This window comes from Agrobacterium sp. 719_389 (assembly GCF_900188475.1).
GTDB classification, from domain to species: Bacteria; Pseudomonadota; Alphaproteobacteria; order Rhizobiales; family Rhizobiaceae; genus Agrobacterium; species Agrobacterium radiobacter.
Map to the genome: position 1 here is coordinate 151758 of NZ_FYEM01000009.1, position 16115 is coordinate 167872.

At 60.4% G+C, this 16115-nt stretch carries 16 protein-coding genes; 12 read left to right on the plus strand and 4 right to left on the minus strand.

All coding sequences use genetic code 11. From position 1 onward, the window contains the following. Positions 1-157 precede the first annotated feature (157 nt). Positions 158-1066, plus strand: coding sequence for an EamA family transporter RarD (gene rarD, locus CFB10_RS17475; RefSeq protein ID WP_020009517.1), 909 nt, complete (start codon positions 158-160; stop codon positions 1064-1066). Positions 1067-1148: 82 nt separating this feature from the next. Here rarD and CFB10_RS17480 read toward each other — a convergent pair whose 3' ends face one another. Together CFB10_RS17480 and CFB10_RS17485 are read right to left on the minus strand one after the other, a co-directional pair. Beyond that, on the minus strand, positions 1149-2909 hold the full coding sequence (locus CFB10_RS17480; RefSeq protein WP_020009518.1) for a penicillin-binding protein 2: 1761 nt from the start codon (positions 2907-2909) through the stop codon (positions 1149-1151). A gap of 189 nt (positions 2910-3098) precedes the next feature. After that, positions 3099-3719 (minus strand): TIGR00730 family Rossman fold protein, encoded by a 621-nt coding sequence (locus CFB10_RS17485; RefSeq protein WP_003502006.1) that lies wholly within the window; start codon positions 3717-3719, stop codon positions 3099-3101. 156 nt (positions 3720-3875) lie between these two features. On the opposite strand from CFB10_RS17485, the gene CFB10_RS17490 reads away from it, so the two are divergent. The 6 genes from CFB10_RS17490 (at position 3876) to CFB10_RS17510 (ending at position 11591) form a co-directional block, all read left to right on the plus strand. Continuing rightward, on the plus strand, positions 3876-5855 hold the full coding sequence (locus tag CFB10_RS17490; protein ID WP_020009520.1) for a LysM peptidoglycan-binding domain-containing protein: 1980 nt from the start codon (positions 3876-3878) through the stop codon (positions 5853-5855). Between the two features lie 110 nt (positions 5856-5965). Then, entirely contained in the window at positions 5966-7852 is a 1887-nt protein-coding gene (locus CFB10_RS17495; RefSeq protein ID WP_026363469.1) for an ABC transporter ATP-binding protein/permease, read from the plus strand. A 164-nt stretch (positions 7853-8016) separates the two neighbouring features. After that, complete coding sequence (locus CFB10_RS17500; RefSeq protein WP_020009522.1) at positions 8017-8715, plus strand: phosphatidylserine decarboxylase; 699 nt, start codon at positions 8017-8019, stop codon at positions 8713-8715. 22 nt (positions 8716-8737) lie between these two features. After that, complete coding sequence (gene pssA, locus CFB10_RS17505) at positions 8738-9607, plus strand: CDP-diacylglycerol--serine O-phosphatidyltransferase (RefSeq protein ID WP_020009523.1); 870 nt, start codon at positions 8738-8740, stop codon at positions 9605-9607. 171 nt (positions 9608-9778) lie between these two features. Continuing rightward, complete coding sequence (locus CFB10_RS24270; protein WP_003496883.1) at positions 9779-9910, plus strand: hypothetical protein; 132 nt, start codon at positions 9779-9781, stop codon at positions 9908-9910. A gap of 388 nt (positions 9911-10298) precedes the next feature. Beyond that, positions 10299-11591 (plus strand): PleD family two-component system response regulator, encoded by a 1293-nt coding sequence (locus tag CFB10_RS17510; RefSeq protein ID WP_020009524.1) that lies wholly within the window; start codon positions 10299-10301, stop codon positions 11589-11591. Between the two features lie 223 nt (positions 11592-11814). On the opposite strand, the gene CFB10_RS17515 is transcribed toward CFB10_RS17510, so the two are convergent. Beyond that, entirely contained in the window at positions 11815-12576 is a 762-nt protein-coding gene (locus CFB10_RS17515) for an SOS response-associated peptidase (protein ID WP_020009525.1), read from the minus strand. A 10-nt stretch (positions 12577-12586) separates the two neighbouring features. Continuing rightward, a complete protein-coding gene (locus tag CFB10_RS17520; RefSeq protein WP_020009526.1) occupies positions 12587-12910 on the minus strand; it encodes a YnfA family protein in 324 nt (107 codons plus the stop codon). A 133-nt stretch (positions 12911-13043) separates the two neighbouring features. Here CFB10_RS17520 and CFB10_RS17525 point away from each other — a divergent pair, with 133 nt between their 5' ends. The 5 genes from CFB10_RS17525 to CFB10_RS17545 all read left to right on the plus strand — a co-directional run bounded on the left by CFB10_RS17525 (position 13044) and on the right by CFB10_RS17545 (position 16115). Further along, positions 13044-13460, plus strand: coding sequence for an NUDIX hydrolase (locus CFB10_RS17525; RefSeq protein ID WP_020009527.1), 417 nt, complete (start codon positions 13044-13046; stop codon positions 13458-13460). 98 nt (positions 13461-13558) lie between these two features. Beyond that, entirely contained in the window at positions 13559-13996 is a 438-nt protein-coding gene (locus tag CFB10_RS17530; protein WP_026363470.1) for a TIGR02301 family protein, read from the plus strand. A gap of 105 nt (positions 13997-14101) precedes the next feature. Then, positions 14102-14359: a hypothetical protein gene (locus CFB10_RS17535; RefSeq protein ID WP_003501987.1), complete on the plus strand. Its 258-nt coding sequence runs from the start codon at positions 14102-14104 to the stop codon at positions 14357-14359. Positions 14360-14373: 14 nt separating this feature from the next. Next, a complete protein-coding gene (locus tag CFB10_RS17540) occupies positions 14374-15144 on the plus strand; it encodes a hypothetical protein (protein WP_020009529.1) in 771 nt (256 codons plus the stop codon). Positions 15145-15266: 122 nt separating this feature from the next. Then, entirely contained in the window at positions 15267-16115 is an 849-nt protein-coding gene (locus CFB10_RS17545) for a folate-binding protein YgfZ (protein ID WP_026363471.1), read from the plus strand.

Consider the following 16115-nt stretch of genomic DNA (forward strand, 5'->3'; position numbering starts at 1 on the left):
GCGGCAATCATCCGGCCGGTTACGACCGCAGCCCGTTTCAAGGGCAAACCGCCTTTTATTCATGCAGTTTTTCTCATGGACGCTTCACGGAAATGAATTGGCTCGCGCCACGCCGATCCGGTATGAAGGGCAATCCCTAATAATTGGCGGTACTCCCATGGCACTCGATAAAACGCTCCCGGCCCAAGAGGGCGGCGATAGCGCGCGCGGTTTTGCTTTCGCGCTTTCCGCCTATCTGCTGTGGGGGTTCCTTCCCTTCTACATGAAGGCGGTTGCGCACATTTCGCCGATCGAGGTCATCGTTCACCGCGTCGTCTGGTCGGTGCCGATCGCCGCTGCCGTCCTCATCGCAATCGGGCGGACGACGGAAATCCGGGCGGCGCTGAAAAACCCGAAAATGCTAGCCATGGCGAGCCTTACGGCCGCTCTGATCAGCATCAACTGGGGTGTCTATATCTGGGCGATCGGTGCCGGCCGCGCGCTCGATGCGGCTTTGGGTTATTTCATCAACCCGCTGTTCAGCATCTTCCTCGGGGCAGTGCTTCTGAAGGAAAAACTCTATCCGGCGCAGATCGCCGCCATCGGTCTTGTGGCGCTGGCAGTGGCCATCCTCACCTGGCATGCGGGCAGCCTGCCGTGGGTGTCCATCGCACTCACGGTGTCCTGGGGTTTTTACGCCTTTTTCCGCAAGACATTGCCGATTGGCGCGACACAGGGTTTCCTGCTGGAAGTCATGCTTTTATCCATCCCCGCCGTGCTGGTCATGATCTGGCTTGCCTTCAGCGGACAGGCGCATTTCATGGGCGGCAACTCCGCCGATACATGGCTTCTGGCGGCAAGCGGGCTCATCACCGCCGTTCCGCTCATCCTCTATGGTAATGGCGCAAAACTGCTGCGGCTATCGACCATCGGCATCATGCAATATATCGCACCGACGATGATCTTCCTCATCGCCATCTTCGTCTTCAAGGAACCCTTCGACATGGTGCGGATGGCGGCCTTTGCGATGATCTGGGTCGCACTGGCGATCTATACAGGCTCAAGCCTGCTGCGGCTCAAGCGTTAGGACCCACGACGCCGGGATTTCCATCTTTCCTCATTCCTGTTCCTGTTCCTGTTCCCTGTCACAGGAATAAGGGAAGTAGAAGTCAGTAATCCACCAGCAATTGCGGGTCCGCATCATAGCCGAAACGCGGTTTGACGCCGAGAAGGCCTGCCGTCTGGGCTATGATTTCACGCGTCATCGGGGCTGCTGTCGAGGCCGCCGTACGCCCGCCATTCACGCCGGTTCTTGGGGCGTCGATCATCGTCAGCACGACATATTTCGGCTTGTGCATGGGAAAACCGGCCACGAAGGCGTTGAAATTGATATCCTTGGCGTAACGGCCGTTGATCACCTTGTCGGCGGTCCCGGTCTTGCCGCCCACATGAAATCCCTCCACCTGCGCGCCACGGCCGGAGCCCTTGATGCCGTTCCAGTTGAACAGGTAACGCATATCCGCACTGGTCTTGTCTTTGATGACGGTGCTCGCCAGCGATACCGCAGCCTCTTTCGAACGCGGCAGGAAGGTCGGCGAAATCAGGTTTCCGCCATTAATCAGCGCGGCAGCGGCCACCGCCGTCTGCAACGGGGTGGTGGCGACGCCATGGCCGAAGGAGATGGTGACGGAATTGATCTTCTTCCATGTTCTCGGCTGGGTGGGCGTGGCCACACCAGGCATTTCCGTGTCCATTCTGGTAAGGAGCCCGAGTTTCGTCAGGAACTGCTGATGTCCTTCGACGCCGACCTTGTCGGCCACCGCCGCCGTGCCGATATTCGATGAATATTGAAACACCTCCGGAATGGAGAGCGGCCGGTTCCGGCCCTTGAAATCCTTGATGGTGAAGCCGCCCATGCGGATCGGCCGCGACGCATCGACCACCGAACCCAGCGTGATCGCCCCCGCATCCAGCCCCATGGCCAGCGTGAAGCTCTTGAAGGTGGAGCCCATCTCGAAGGTGGCGTTGCTCATGCGGTTGAACCAGCCCTTTTCATACTCCCTGTCGATGCTGCCATCGGCAAGGGTGCGGGAAGGTTCGTTCGGATCGTAATCCGGCACGGAGGCCATGGCCAGCACTTCGCCCGTCTCCACATCGAGGATCACTGAACCCGCCGCTTCGGCCTGATAGGCGCTTTTCGCCTTCACGACCACTTCGCGGACGATGTTCTGTACCCTGAGATCGATGGAGAGCCGCACCGGCTCCAGCGGCGCCCCGCTGGCAAGACCGACGGCGCGCAGATCGGCCAGCCCCTGCTGGTCGAGGTAACGCTCCATGCCGGCGAGCCCCTGATTGTCGACATTGACATGGCCGATAATATGCGAGGCGGTGGGGCCACCCGGATAAAACCTTCGTTTTTCCGGCCGGAAACCGATGCCCGGTATGCCGAGATTGAGAATATCCGCCTGCTGCCGGGGCGTCAGCTGGCGTCTCAGCCACTGGAAGCCGGTATCCGAACGCAATCTGCGGTGCGTTTCACGCCAGTCGATGTTGGGAATGACGGTTGCGAGCTTTTCCACCACCTCGTCCGGATCGACGATCCTGCGCGGATCCGCATAAAGCGAGACCATATTGAGATCGGTCGCCAGAAGCATGCCGTTGCGATCGACAATATCCGGCCGGGAAGCGACGGCATTGACGCCGGTGTTGATCCATGCGGTCGCCACCGGTTCGGCAAGTCCATATTGGACGAGACGCGCGGCGACAACGCCATAGATGACGACAAAGGCGGCAATCAGGATGCCGAGCCTCATGCGCGCATCGCCCCTGCGACGGGCGGCGGAGCCGAGGATCGCCTCACTGCCCTCTCCGGGACTTCTCCTGATAATGAAATGCGCCCGGCTTTTGAGCCGCACCACAAAAGCAATCATTTCCTGATGACACCCACCCTCATGGCGGCGAAAACGAATTCCGCGACAACCAACGCCCTATTGAGGCTGGCACAAGATCATTCGCGGGGCCATGGAAAGAGCGGGCGGACCGATGCCGCCGTTAAATCTGTATTAATATACATTTAAAATTGTAACGAACCCCCAAGGGGCCGTTAACAATCGTCACGCCTAGAGGCGGGAAATCACCGAGGGATCGCCTTCCGGGTTCTGCTGCGCCAGCGCCCGGTCGATGATGGCGGGCACGATATCCTTCACCTCGTCGATAACGAGCGGGTTGAGAAGGTGGGCGCGGTGGATGAAGCCCTGGTCGCGCATGTGCTGCACCAGTTCCAGCATCGGGTTCCAGAAACCGTTGATATTGGCGAAGACCATCGGCTTGGCGTGACGGCCAAGCTGCGCCCAGGTCATGATCTCGACGATCTCCTCGAGCGTACCGACACCGCCCGGCAGCGTCACGAAGGCATCCGAGCGCTCGAACATCATATGTTTGCGCTCATGCATGTCCTTGGTGATGACAAGCTCGTTCAATTGTCCGAGAGAATGGCGCGTTGCCTCCATATCGACCAGAAATTCCGGTATGATGCCGGTTACTTCGCCGCCATTGGAAAGAACGCCGCTGGCAACCGCGCCCATGATGCCCTTGGTGCCGCCGCCATAAACGAGGCGAATGCCGTTTTCGGCAATGGATTTCCCAAGCGCGCGGCCTGCTTCCATATGGGCGGGATCACGTCCGGGCTGGGAGCCGCAATAAACGCAGATGGATCGAATCGGTGTATTTTTGTCCGTCATGAAGGGAAGGAACTATGTGCGATGCGGCACGTCAAGAAAATTTGGGAAATCCCTTGCAAATATGGCCTTTTGGCCACTCGCCGCTTGTCTGGCGCAAGGTAAGACGCTAGCAATCTCAACTCGTGTGAAAAGCTTGAAATACCCGGAGATTCCAGGATGAAAAACAATAAAGCCGGTTTGCTGGCGCTGATCGTGCTGGGCATTGCGTCCCTGCTCATGATCTTTTTCGTCCTGCCGCGGATTTCCAATGACGGCAAACCGATCGGCGACGCCATCAACGAGGCCGGCAACGCGGTGAAGAACAGCGTTGAAATGGGCAGTGACAAGGCGGGCGACATCCTCTCCGATGCGGCTGAGGAGACGGCCAACATCGCCGATAAGGTGGGACGTCTGGCGGCGTCCGCCACCCAGTCGATCAAGGATCTGACCACTCTTTTCGCCGATAGCAAGGTTCCCTCCGACGCCGATTTCGCGGCGGCGCGCAAGAAGGTCGAGACCTCGCTCAAGGAACTGACGAATATCGAAATTCCCGAGTCGCTCGATGAAACGACGTCGCGGCTCATCACCACGGCCCGCACCGCCGCCGAACGCACCACGGCGTTCCTGCGCGGCCTGCCTGACAATGCTGCGGCGGCGGCGGCGCAGGTGCGTCGTCTGGCGGGCGTCTTCGCCGGCACCGACGATGGTGCGCCCGAACCGGCAAAGCCGGCCGCAGCGCCCGCCGATGCGGCACAGTCTTCTTCCGCCGCGCCGACTTTCGACGTGCTGCGCGTAGAGCCCGATGGTTCGGCCGTGATCGCAGGCAAGGCGCAGCCCGGCGCAAAGCTCGAAATCCTCAGCAACGGCAAGGTGATCGCCCAGACGACCATTGACGGCACCGGCGATTTCGCCGCCGTTTTCGACAATCCCCTTCCCCCGGGCGATCACGAGCTCGTGCTGCGTTCAACCGACGCGAACGGCAAGGCGACGCAGTCCGAGGAAGTGGCGACCGTTTCCGTGCCTGATGGCAAGGCGGGCGAACTTTTGGCCATGGTTGCCAAACCCGGCAAGGCGAGCCGCGTGCTGGCCATGCCGGAGGCAGCGCCTCCGGCGCTTCAACCGCAAGCCGCGCCATCGCAACAGCCTGCCGCAACACCTGAAACCAGCGCCAACACCGCCTCCGCGCCGCTCGCCGGTACGGCTCCGCTGACGTCGAGCGTTCAGGTCACCGCCGTCGAGTTCGAAGGATCGAAGATTTTCGTCGCGGGTTCCGCACCCGCCGGTTCGACGGTGCGCGCGCTGGTCGACGACACGGAAATCGGCAAGACCACCACGGAAGCCTCCGGTCATTTTGTCATCGAAGGCGATGTTGATCTCGCCGTCGGCAGCCATATCATCACCGTCGAGGAACTGAATGCCGACGGCTCCGCGAAAGTGCGCGTGCGCGTTCCCTTCGAGCGGCCGCAGACCGATCAGGCAACCGTCGCCATGCAGGCGCCGTCCACTTCGTCCTCGTCGACAACAAGCGCGACAGCGGCTGAAAACCAGAGCACGGCAAGTGACCGCGCCGCTTTCGAAAAGCTGCGCACCGATGTCGCCAAGGCGTTCGGCATTCTCTCCAATCTCTACAAGGATCAGGCGACGCCGGCGCTCGATCAGGCCATTGCCGGCCGCTCCGCCGTCGTCATCGGCCTCAAGTCGCTTTCGGAATTCCGTACAGCGGCCGCGACCGAACCGGCCTTCACCGCCTTTGCGGGCGATATCACCGCCAAGGCACGTCAGTTGCTGACATCGGTCGAGGCATGGCCGAACGACGTGGCGGCAATCGGCAAGGGCATCGCCTCGCTGGCAAGCCGGCTCTCCGAACTGCACATCACCGCACCGGCGCCTCCGGCCCCTGCAGGCCCACAGACCTTCGAGCAGGCGCCGCTGGCCGAAAGCCAGAACAGCGTCATCATCCGCCGCGGCGATACGCTCTGGCAGATTTCGCGCCGCGTTTACGGTCAGGGCGTGCGTTACACGACGATCTATCTCGCCAATGAGGACCAGATCAAAAACCCCGACCTGATCGAGCCCGGCCAGATTTTCGGCGTGCCGAAGGAAGCCCTTCCGAATGCGGAAGAACTTCACCGCAAGCGGCTGAAGAGCGGCTCCTGAGCATTTGAAACGTTGCGGTGAACCCGTGACGACCCTATCTGTGACACGCGCGGCGGCTTGACCAGAGCCGCCGTCCTGCTGTCGGCTTCCGGCAGTGACCGGAGAGAATGATGGCCACGAACAAAAAAACCATTTCGGCGGATTCCAGCAATCCGACCCAGACGCTGATCAATCTATGGCCCTATATGTGGCCGGAGGGACGTTGGGACCTGAAGATGCGGGTGGTCTGGGCGACGATATTCCTCGTTGTCGCCAAGCTGGTGCTGATCGCCGTTCCCTATTTCTTCAAATGGGCGACGGATGCGCTGAATGGCAAGCTCGATATGGCGGGACTGGTCCCGGCCTTCCTGCTCGGCGCCGTCGCACTTGTCATCGCCTATAATCTGACGCGGCTGATCCAGGTCGGGCTCAATCAGCTGCGCGATTCCCTCTTTGCCAGCGTCGGCCAGCATGCGGTGCGTCAGCTCGCCTACAGAACCTTCGTGCACATGCACCGGCTTTCGCTGCGTTTCCATCTGGAGCGCAAGACCGGCGGGCTTTCGCGGGTTATCGAGCGTGGCACCAAGGGCATCGAAACCATTGTCCGTTTCACCATTCTCAACACCGCGCCGACCTTCATCGAATTCCTGCTGACGGCGATCATCTTCTGGGCCTCCTACGGCTTTTCCTACGTGCTGGTCACGGTCATCACCGTCTGGGCCTATATCTGGTTCACCGTCAGGGCCAGCAACTGGCGTATCGGCATTCGCCGCGCCATGAATGACAGCGACACCGACGCCAATACCAAGGCGATCGACTCGCTTCTGAATTTCGAGACGGTCAAATATTTCGGCAATGAGGAGATGGAGGCGCGGCGTTTCGATGTCGCCATGGAGCGCTACGAGAAATCGGCGATCTCGATCTGGACGTCGCTCGGCTGGCTGAACTTCGGTCAGGGCGTGATTTTCGGCCTTGGTTCGACCGTCATGATGGTGATGTCGGCGCTTGCCGTGCAGCGCGGCGAACAGACCATCGGCGATTTCGTCTTCGTCAACGCGCTTCTGCTGCAGCTTTCCGTGCCGCTCAACTTCATCGGTTTCGTCTACCGCGAAATCCGCCAGGGCCTGACCGATATCGAACAGATGTTCGACCTTCTGGAAGTGGAGGCGGAAGTCACCGACAGGCCGGATGCAAAACCGCTCGCGGCCGGCCCGGGCGCTATCTCCTTCCGCGATGTGCATTTCGCCTATGACCCCGAAAGGCCGATCCTGAAGGGCGTTTCCTTCGACGTGCCGGCGGGCAAGACGGTGGCGATCGTCGGGCCTTCGGGTGCGGGAAAATCGACGATCTCGCGGCTGCTTTATCGGTTCTACGATATTCAGGAAGGCACAGTCACCGTCGACGGGCAGGACATTCGCGACGTGACGCAAAAAAGCCTGCGCTCGGTGATCGGCATGGTGCCGCAGGATACGGTGCTGTTCAACGACACGCTTGCCTACAACATCCGTTATGGCCGCCCCTCCGCCACCGACGAGGAAATAACGGCAGCGGCGGATGCGGCGCAGATCAGCGCCTTCATCGGCAAGCTGCCGGAGGGTTACGCGACCATGGTCGGCGAACGCGGCCTGAAGCTTTCCGGTGGTGAAAAGCAGCGTGTGGCGATTGCCCGCACGATCCTCAAAGCGCCGCCGATCCTCATTCTCGATGAGGCGACTTCGGCGCTCGACACCCACACCGAACAGGAAATCCAGAGTGCGCTCGACATCGTCTCGAAGAACCGCACGACGCTGGTTATCGCCCACCGGCTTTCCACCGTCATCGGCGCGGATGAGATCATCGTGCTGAAGGAAGGAATGATCGCCGAGCGCGGCACGCACAGCTCGCTGATGGCGCAGAACGGTCTCTATGCCTCGATGTGGAGCCGCCAGCGCGAGGCGATCCGGGCGGAGGAAATGCTGCGCCATGTTCGCGAAACCGACGATCTGGGTGTCATCGACCGCGGCGAACCCGCCCATTGATGGCTATACCCCGGGGTAACTGGGCCGACGGACGCACCCCACCATTGCCGCGCGGGGCGTTTGGCTGTAACCAGCTAGGCAAAATTTGTCGCATTGCCGTGTGGAGCGTGTCGTATCACGACCACATGAAGACGTGACAGACGAAAACCGGAGCAAGGAATCTCATGAATCTGTTCGACACCATTCGCAACACCATCGTACCGATCCACAAGGAAGGTTATGTCTTCGTGGCGGCCTTCTTCGTCGCATCGCTGGTGCTCGGCTGGATCGCCGAACCGCTGTTCTGGGTCGGCCTCGTGCTGACGGCCTGGTGCGCCTATTTCTTCCGCGACCCCGAGCGCGTCACGCCGCAGGATGACGACCTCATCATCAGCCCCGCCGACGGCAAGGTTTCCGCCGTGCAGAGCGTCGTTCCGCCGCTGGAGCTGGAACTCGGCAAGGAGCCGCTGGTGCGCATCTCGGTGTTCATGAACGTGTTCAACTGCCATGTGAACCGTTCGCCGGTGCGCGGCCGCATCGTCAATGTCGCCTACCGTCCCGGCCTCTTCCTGAACGCCGAAGTGGACAAGGCTTCCGAAGACAATGAGCGTAACGGCCTCGTCATCGAGACCGCGCATGGCAAGGTCGGCGTGGTGCAGATCGCCGGCATGGTTGCACGCCGCATCGTCTGCTGGGTAAAGCCGAATGAACCGGTTGATGCCGGTGAGCGTTTCGGTCTTATCCGTTTCGGTTCGCGTCTCGATATCTTCCTTCCCGCAGGTTTCGAGCCGCGTGTATCGGTCGGCCAGACGGCGATTGCCGGTGAAACCGTGCTTGCCGAATTCGGCTCGGCCAAGGGTCCGGTCGTCAGCCGCCGCGGCTGATGGAAACAGGAAGGGCATGCGCATGGAAACGCCGATCGCCGAGCCGCAACAGAACGGCAAACCCGAGGGCCGCAGCGACAGCGGCCGTGGACCCCGGCTGAGGGAAATTCCCTTCCGCCTCGTCGTTCCCAACCTCATCACCGTTCTGGCCATCTGTGCGGGCCTCAGCGGCGTGCGTCTCGCCATTGAAGGCCGCTTCGAGCTGGCCGTCGGCATGGTGTTGCTGGCAGCCTTTCTCGACGGCATAGACGGGCGTATTGCCCGCATGATGAAAGCGACGTCGAAATTCGGCGAACAGATGGATTCGCTGGCCGATATCGTCAATTTTGGTGTCGCCCCTGCCCTCGTGGTCTACGCCTACCTTCTCGATCAGGCGCGTTCCATCGGCTGGATCGCCGCCCTCATCTATGTCATCGCCGCCGGCCTGCGTCTGGCGCGTTTCAACGTCATGATCGAGCGGCCGGTAAAGGCGCCTTGGCAGAATGAATTTTTCGTGGGCGTGCCGGCCCCGATGGGCGCCATGCTGGTGCTTCTGCCTGTCTATCTCGGCTTCCTCGGCGTCGAGCCGGACAAGCCCTTTGCCTATGTCGCCGCCGCCTATACGGTCCTGATCGGTTATCTCCTCATCAGCCGCCTGCCGGTCTGGTCGGGAAAATCGGGCACCAGCCGCATCCGCCGCGATCTGGTGCTGCCGATGATCCTCGTCGTCGTTCTCTATGTGGCGATGCTGATGAGCTTCACCTGGGAAGTTCTGGTTCTGACCGTCGCCGCCTATCTCGTCTTCATTCCCATCAGCGCCCGCCTCTGGCACCGCCGCTACGGCACGCTGACCATTGAGGAAGACGCGCATGACGACGCGAACGGCGGCAACGGCCTCGATCGCGGCATTTAAAACCGCAGGTTTATTTTTCTCACTGCAAGCCGGCGCAGGATGTGACGCAAAATGTCGCAGCTTGAAAAGCCGGCTTCGTTTTTTTCGCCTCGAATCCGTCAAGATTAGCCGCGAAAGAAGTGGCTCACACGCATCGCAACGGCGATTGGCGTGAATTGTGGAGAGAGAGAAATGACGAACGAGACGAAGGCGCAGCCACAGGCGAAGCCCGACCTCAACAGCCACTACCGCCCGCTCGGACTGAAGGCCGTTGCGGCCGCAGCCCTGATGCTGAAGCGCAAGCCCGCTGCCAAAACCGCCTGAAAATATTCGATTTTTTGATTTTCCCGGTTTTTGCGGACTGCCCGGAAAACGGAGAGTTGCGGACGGAAGATCAACAAGCATGCGGCGCCTTTTCCGGGCGCCGTTTTTGTATACGGCGCTCCGCGAAACTGCGGTTCGTCAGTTATTTACGATAACTGGCCGCCTTCTGTAACGAAGCCGCAACGAAAGTGTAGTAAAAAGCTCGCCTTCCACAAGAAGGCTATACGAACAGCGACGTATAGATTAGTGAATACAAAAGAACTTTTCTATTCCGCATTTTTTCCACAACAATGAATAAGCTAATTTTCGAATTCGCTGAAATGCGGATGACGAATATTCGGCGTTGGGGAAAGATTGTGAAGACAGGCCAGGGGGGCTTGGGACGGCCATGCAGGATAAAATCCTTCTGATTGAAGATTCCGTTGCTCTTTCCATGCTGCTGAAGACGCGGCTTTCGGAAGAGACGGAAGCCGAGGTTGTTCATTGCGACAGCATGGCCGCAGCCGACGCCCTCATGCAGGCCCATAGTTTCACGCTGGCGCTGACGGGCCTCAATCTGCCCGATGCGCCGAAGGGCGAGATTCTCGCGCTTTTATCCGAGCACAAGGTGCCGGCGATCGTTTTCACCGCAACGGTGGATGACGAGGCGCGCAAGCGCTACGCCGAAAAGAAGATCATCGACTACATCGTCAAGGACGGCCATCGCACCGTCGATGCGGTGGTCAGAACGGTCCAGCGGATTTTGAGCAACAAGCTTTTTTCCGTTCTGGTGGTCGATGATGTGCGTACGGCCCGCTCCGGTCTCGTGGAAATTCTGGAACGGCAGAATTTCAGGGTAAGCGAGGCCCATTCGGGCAAGCAGGCGCTGGAAATACTGTCGCAGGACCCGGCGATCCAGCTTGTCATCACCGACTACCATATGCCCGACATGGACGGTTATGAGCTGACGCGCCGGATCCGCGACAGCCGCTCATCCGAAGATTTGCGGGTGATCGGCATATCGTCCTCCACCGACCGGCTACTTTCGGCAAGCTTCCTCAAGGCAGGCGCCTCGGATTTCGTCTACCGCCCCTTCGTGCCGGAGGAATTGCAGTGTCGCATCGATAACAATATCGAGACGTTGAAGCAGCTCAAACGCCTGCGTGAACTGGCCGAACGTGACCACCTCACCGGCCTGCCCAATCGCCGCTCCTTCTTCGAGCGCACGCGGGCGCTGATGGATGTCATCAACGGCAATGACGAGATCGGCGCAGTCGCCATTCTCGACATCGACCATTTCAAGAAGATCAACGACACGCTGGGGCACGATGCCGGCGACAGGGCGTTGAAAAAGCTGGCCGATCTGTTGCACGACATGTGCGGCGAACACCGTCATATTCCCGCCCGCCTCGGCGGCGAGGAGTTTGCCGTGTTCCTGCGCGGGCTGGATGCGCAGGCCGCCTATCAGTTCTGCGAAGAGCTGCGCGGACAGGTAGAAAAGAATGGCCGGCAGCTGAGCGGCAGCAGCCTCGCCCTGACGATTTCGCTCGGAGTCGTGGAGATCGAAAAGGGCGAACCCTTCGACAACCAGCTGAATGCGGCGGACCAGCTCCTTTATCTCGCCAAGGCTAATGGCCGCAACCGCGTCTATTCCGACATCATGATCCAGGAAGGCCTGCAGAAGATCGGGCTGAACGGCTGAGTTTTCTGAACAAGATAGTCTTCTGTGGGATCGAGCGCGTGCCGCTTGTTTCTTCTCCCCGCCGGGGAGAAGGTCGCGGCAGCGGGATGAGGGGGCAAGCTCTCCGCATGTCTGTTCCTTAGCCCCCCATCTGACCCTTCGGGCCATCTTCTCCCCGGCGGGGAGAAGAAATATGCGGCGACTTCCAGCTCAAACTATTATGCGCAAATGCGCAGACCATTCTTCAGAACAATGACATCTGCCCGTCATCCTTCGCCGGTTTGATCTTCGCCAGCGGCGCGCTTTCCGGCACCGGTTCGATGAGATCGGCACCGACATTGGCGACCTTGTTGACCTTGTCCGATACCGGGATCATCTCGAAGAAATCATCCTGAACCGGCCGCATCAGATCGGCGACGTCGCGCGGTTCCTGGGTCTTGCAATCCAGCCAGCGGCTGAAATCCTCGGGCGCAATGACAACAGGCATGCGGTCGTGAATACGGCCGATCGCGGCATTGGCGGCGGTGGTGAGGATCGCGCCGGTATCGACCTCCGAACCATCGGCAGAGGACCAGGTTTCCATGAGGCCGGCGAAAGCGACAATGCCGCCGCTTTTCGGACGGATGAAATAGGGCTGCGGTTTGCCCCCCTCCTCCTTCGGCGGGCGTCGCCATTCGTAAAAGCCCGTCGCAGGTACAAGCACGCGGCGATGGCGCATGGCGGCGCGGAAGGAGGCCTTGCCGATGGCGGTTTCCGAACGGGCGTTGATGAGCAGCGGAAAATCCTTCGGGTCCTTCACCCAGCCCGGCATGAAACCCCAGCGCACCAGCACGGCGCGGCGATTGGGCAGGTTGCTGCCGCGCTCCTGCCGCTCCCCCTCCATCACGATCAATATGGGCTGCGTGGGCGCGATGTTGAAACGGGCGGGAAAATCCTCAAGGCCGATGAGATCGAGATAGTCGGCGATCTCCTCGGGCGTCGCCTTCAGCACGAAACGTCCACACATGTTTTTTCCCTCACCCCCTTGGTCCGAACAGGATGATGGCGGCGCCGGCAAGGCAGACCGCGCCGCCGGCAATATCCCACCTGTCCGGCGCATGCCCTTCCACGCCCCAGAGCCAGAAAAGCGAAGCAGCGATATAAATCCCGCCATAGGCGGCATAAGCCCTGCCCGCCGCCTCCGTCGGAACCAGCGTCAGAAGCCAGGCGAAAGCGGCCAGCGCCAGCATGCCGGGCAGCAATATCCATCCCGTCTTGCTCAGTTTCAGCCAGGCCCAGAAGGAAAAACAGCCAGCGATTTCGGCAAGAGCCGCCAGGACATAGATAAGATAGACCTTCATTCCACCGTCTTTAGCATGCACAATCGCGCCAGTTCCGGACTATAACGCCCGCTTCGGAAACCGGAATCGATTTTTCCGAGCCACGATACCAGTATAGACAGGCCGCAGACGGCCGAAACAAGCGAAACCGTTCATGACCCTTCGTATCAAGCCCCGTGCCGCCTCCTCCGCCATTGTCAGGAACGGAGACCGGCTGCTTCTCGTGCGCCGCATCAACCCGCCCTCGAAGGACATGTTCGCCTTTCCGGGCGGTCGCGGCGAAGACGGCGAAACGCCGGCCGAAACGGCGCTGCGCGAATTGCACGAGGAAACCGGCATCGTGGCGCGCAGGCCGCAGCTTTTCGCGACATACGATCTTCCTTCCCGCGACGCCGAGGGGGTGCTGACAAGCCATTATTTCCTCTCCGTCTTCACCGTGGAGACGGATGCCGATCCCATCGTGACTGTGGGTGACGATGCGGCAGATGCCGGGTGGTACACATTGGCGGAAATCCGCCTTCTGCCGGCGCCCGAAAGCGTCGTCGAATGCGCCGAGCGCGTGCTTGCATGATTGCCAGTCAGCCAGAATCGCTATTATCTAGGACTGATCCGCCCGCCGGATGGTCACGAGCCAACAGTTCACGAGTATGTGTGGGGCAGAATAGAATTTTGATACGGCCAACCATCTTCCTGTCTCTTTTTCTGACAATGCTTGCCACATCAGGGCAAGAAGGAATCGCTTTTGCGCAGCCTTCAAAACCGGCTTCCGAGGCACGTCCGGCGGAAGCGACACCGCCCAAGCCCGCTCCTTATGACGACAAGCTGGCACGGCTGTCGGAAATACTGGGCGCGGTGCAATATCTGAGAACCCTGTGCCCCTCTTCCGGACCGGAGGAATGGCGCAGGTCAATGAGCGATCTTCTGGCTGCGGACACGGCCAACGAACCTGAACGACGTCAGCGCATGACGGCTGCATTCAACCGTGGATACCGCTCCTTTGCGGCCATCCACACCAGTTGCACACGCGCCGCCATCATGGCAGAAGAGAACTACCGTAACGAAGGGGCAACACTCGCGCAGGAAATCGCGTCCCGGTTCGGAAATTAGAGGATTGTTAACCTCTTTTCGCCGCAGGCCGTGCCGTTTTGATAAAAGGCTGCTAGTGTTGTTAACAGGGTGGTAAGGACTTGCCCGCCCTGTCGAGGATGAAAAATGCAGACAAGCCGTAACGAAATCGACGATATGATCGTGCATGAAAAGATGCAGGTCGCTCTGGAACACCAGAACGAGGCATGGGCTGACGGCATGGCCGACGGCATCGAGCCGGAGATCATCGCCGATGCCGCCATCGCTCTGGCCATGCGCGAAACCATCCGTATCCATGGCGAGGCCGGCGCTGAAGCAATGCTGGAATCGCTGCGCCAGCGCATGCTTCAGGGCGAATTTTCGCCGCAGCGGGTAATACAGTAAAGCCGGGGTCTATCATGTCTTGCCTGAGCAAGGGCCTTTTGCGCTCTTCCGCCCTGCTGTCCATCCTGCTTGCCCTGACCGCCGGTCCGATTGGCGTGCCGAGCCGCGCCTTTGCCCTTTCCGAGCTGAAGCCGGCGCAGAACACCGAAAGCGAGCCGAAGACCGAGAATGGCGGTGAGCCGCAGCAGGCCCAGCCTGCGGAGCCGGACGAGATCGAAGGCGATTCGGAAGGCATTCCCCTGCCCGACCCCTTGGTGGACCGTTCCGCCGGCCAGGCAAACCAGCAATCCTCCAAGCCCGCCGATAACACCCCTGAAATGTCTGTTGTGATCGAGCACGACATTTCCAAGGCGCCGGAACCCGTGCGCAAGCTGCGCCAGCAGATCATCGACGCCGCCGCGTCAGGCGATATCGAAAAGCTGCGGCCCTTCATCGCCGCCGGGCAGAACCAGTTCCGCATCGACGGCAGTGACAGCGAAGACCCGATTGCAGCGCTAAAAAGCTATTCCGGCGATCCGGACGGGCTGGAAGTGCTGGCGATCATCATCGATCTCCTGTCGACCGGTTATGCCCATATCGATGCCGGCACGCCTGACGAAGCCTATGTTTTCCCCTATTTTGCCGGAAAACCGCTGAATACGCTGACTGCGCCGGAAAAGGTGGAGCTTCTGCGAATCATCACGGCGGGCGATCTGGCGGACATGCAGGAATTTGGCAATTACAGCTTTTATCGCGTCGGCATTTCGCCTGACGGCAAGTGGAAGTTCTTCACCGCCGGCGATTGATCGCATCGCAGCGCTTGCCGTTCTCGGGCAAAAATCCTAACTGTGCGGAATGAGCATTCCGGCAAATGCATCTGCATCCTGCCTGCTATCCGCATAGTCTCGACGAACCGAACGGTGACGCCATGCCTTCCGCCTTTCTTGCCGACCGCCGCCTGATCCGGGTTTCCGGCACCGGCGCCGAGGAGTTTCTGAACAACCTCATCACCGCAGATGTCGAAAATCTGCCGGCAGGCGAGGCCCGGGCCGCAGCACTTCTGACGCCGCAGGGCAAGATCCTGTTCGATTTCCTGATCTGGCGCGACGGCGGGGACTATCTGATCGAAACGGACGCCGCCGAACAGGACGCGCTGCTGCGTCGCCTGACCATGTACAAGCTGCGCGCACCGGTCGACCTCAAAGTCGAGACGGTCGAAGGCGTGAGCGTTTTCTGGAACGGGAACGCCCCGGCGGCAGGCATCAAGGACGGCCGTTTCGCCAAGGCGGGTGTTGATCTTTTGCGTATTCCCGGCGCATCGGCGTCGGACGATGTTGCGGCTTATGACGCGCTGCGCGTTGACCATGGCATTGCCGAATCCGGCCAGGATTATGCGCTGCAGGATGCTTTTCCCCATGATGTTCTGATGGATGTGAATGACGGCGTTTCCTTCAGGAAGGGCTGCTTCGTCGGCCAGGAAGTCGTCTCGCGCATGAAGCACCGCGGCACGGCAAGACGTCGCGTCGTTACCGTTTCGGCCGGAGGCGCGTTGCCCGCCAGCGGGACGGAGATTACCGCCGATGGAAAACCGGTCGGCACGCTTGGAACCGTTTGCGGCAACAGGGCGCTTGCCATCGTGCGAATCGACCGCATTGCCGATGCGCTTGCGTCGGGCACGCCGCTTCTTGCCGAGACTGTTCCCGTGACCGTGGCCCTGCCGGCCTGGAGCGGCCTTTCCTTCCCGGCGGCCGATCCCGCGGCTCGGGCGGAGGATTAA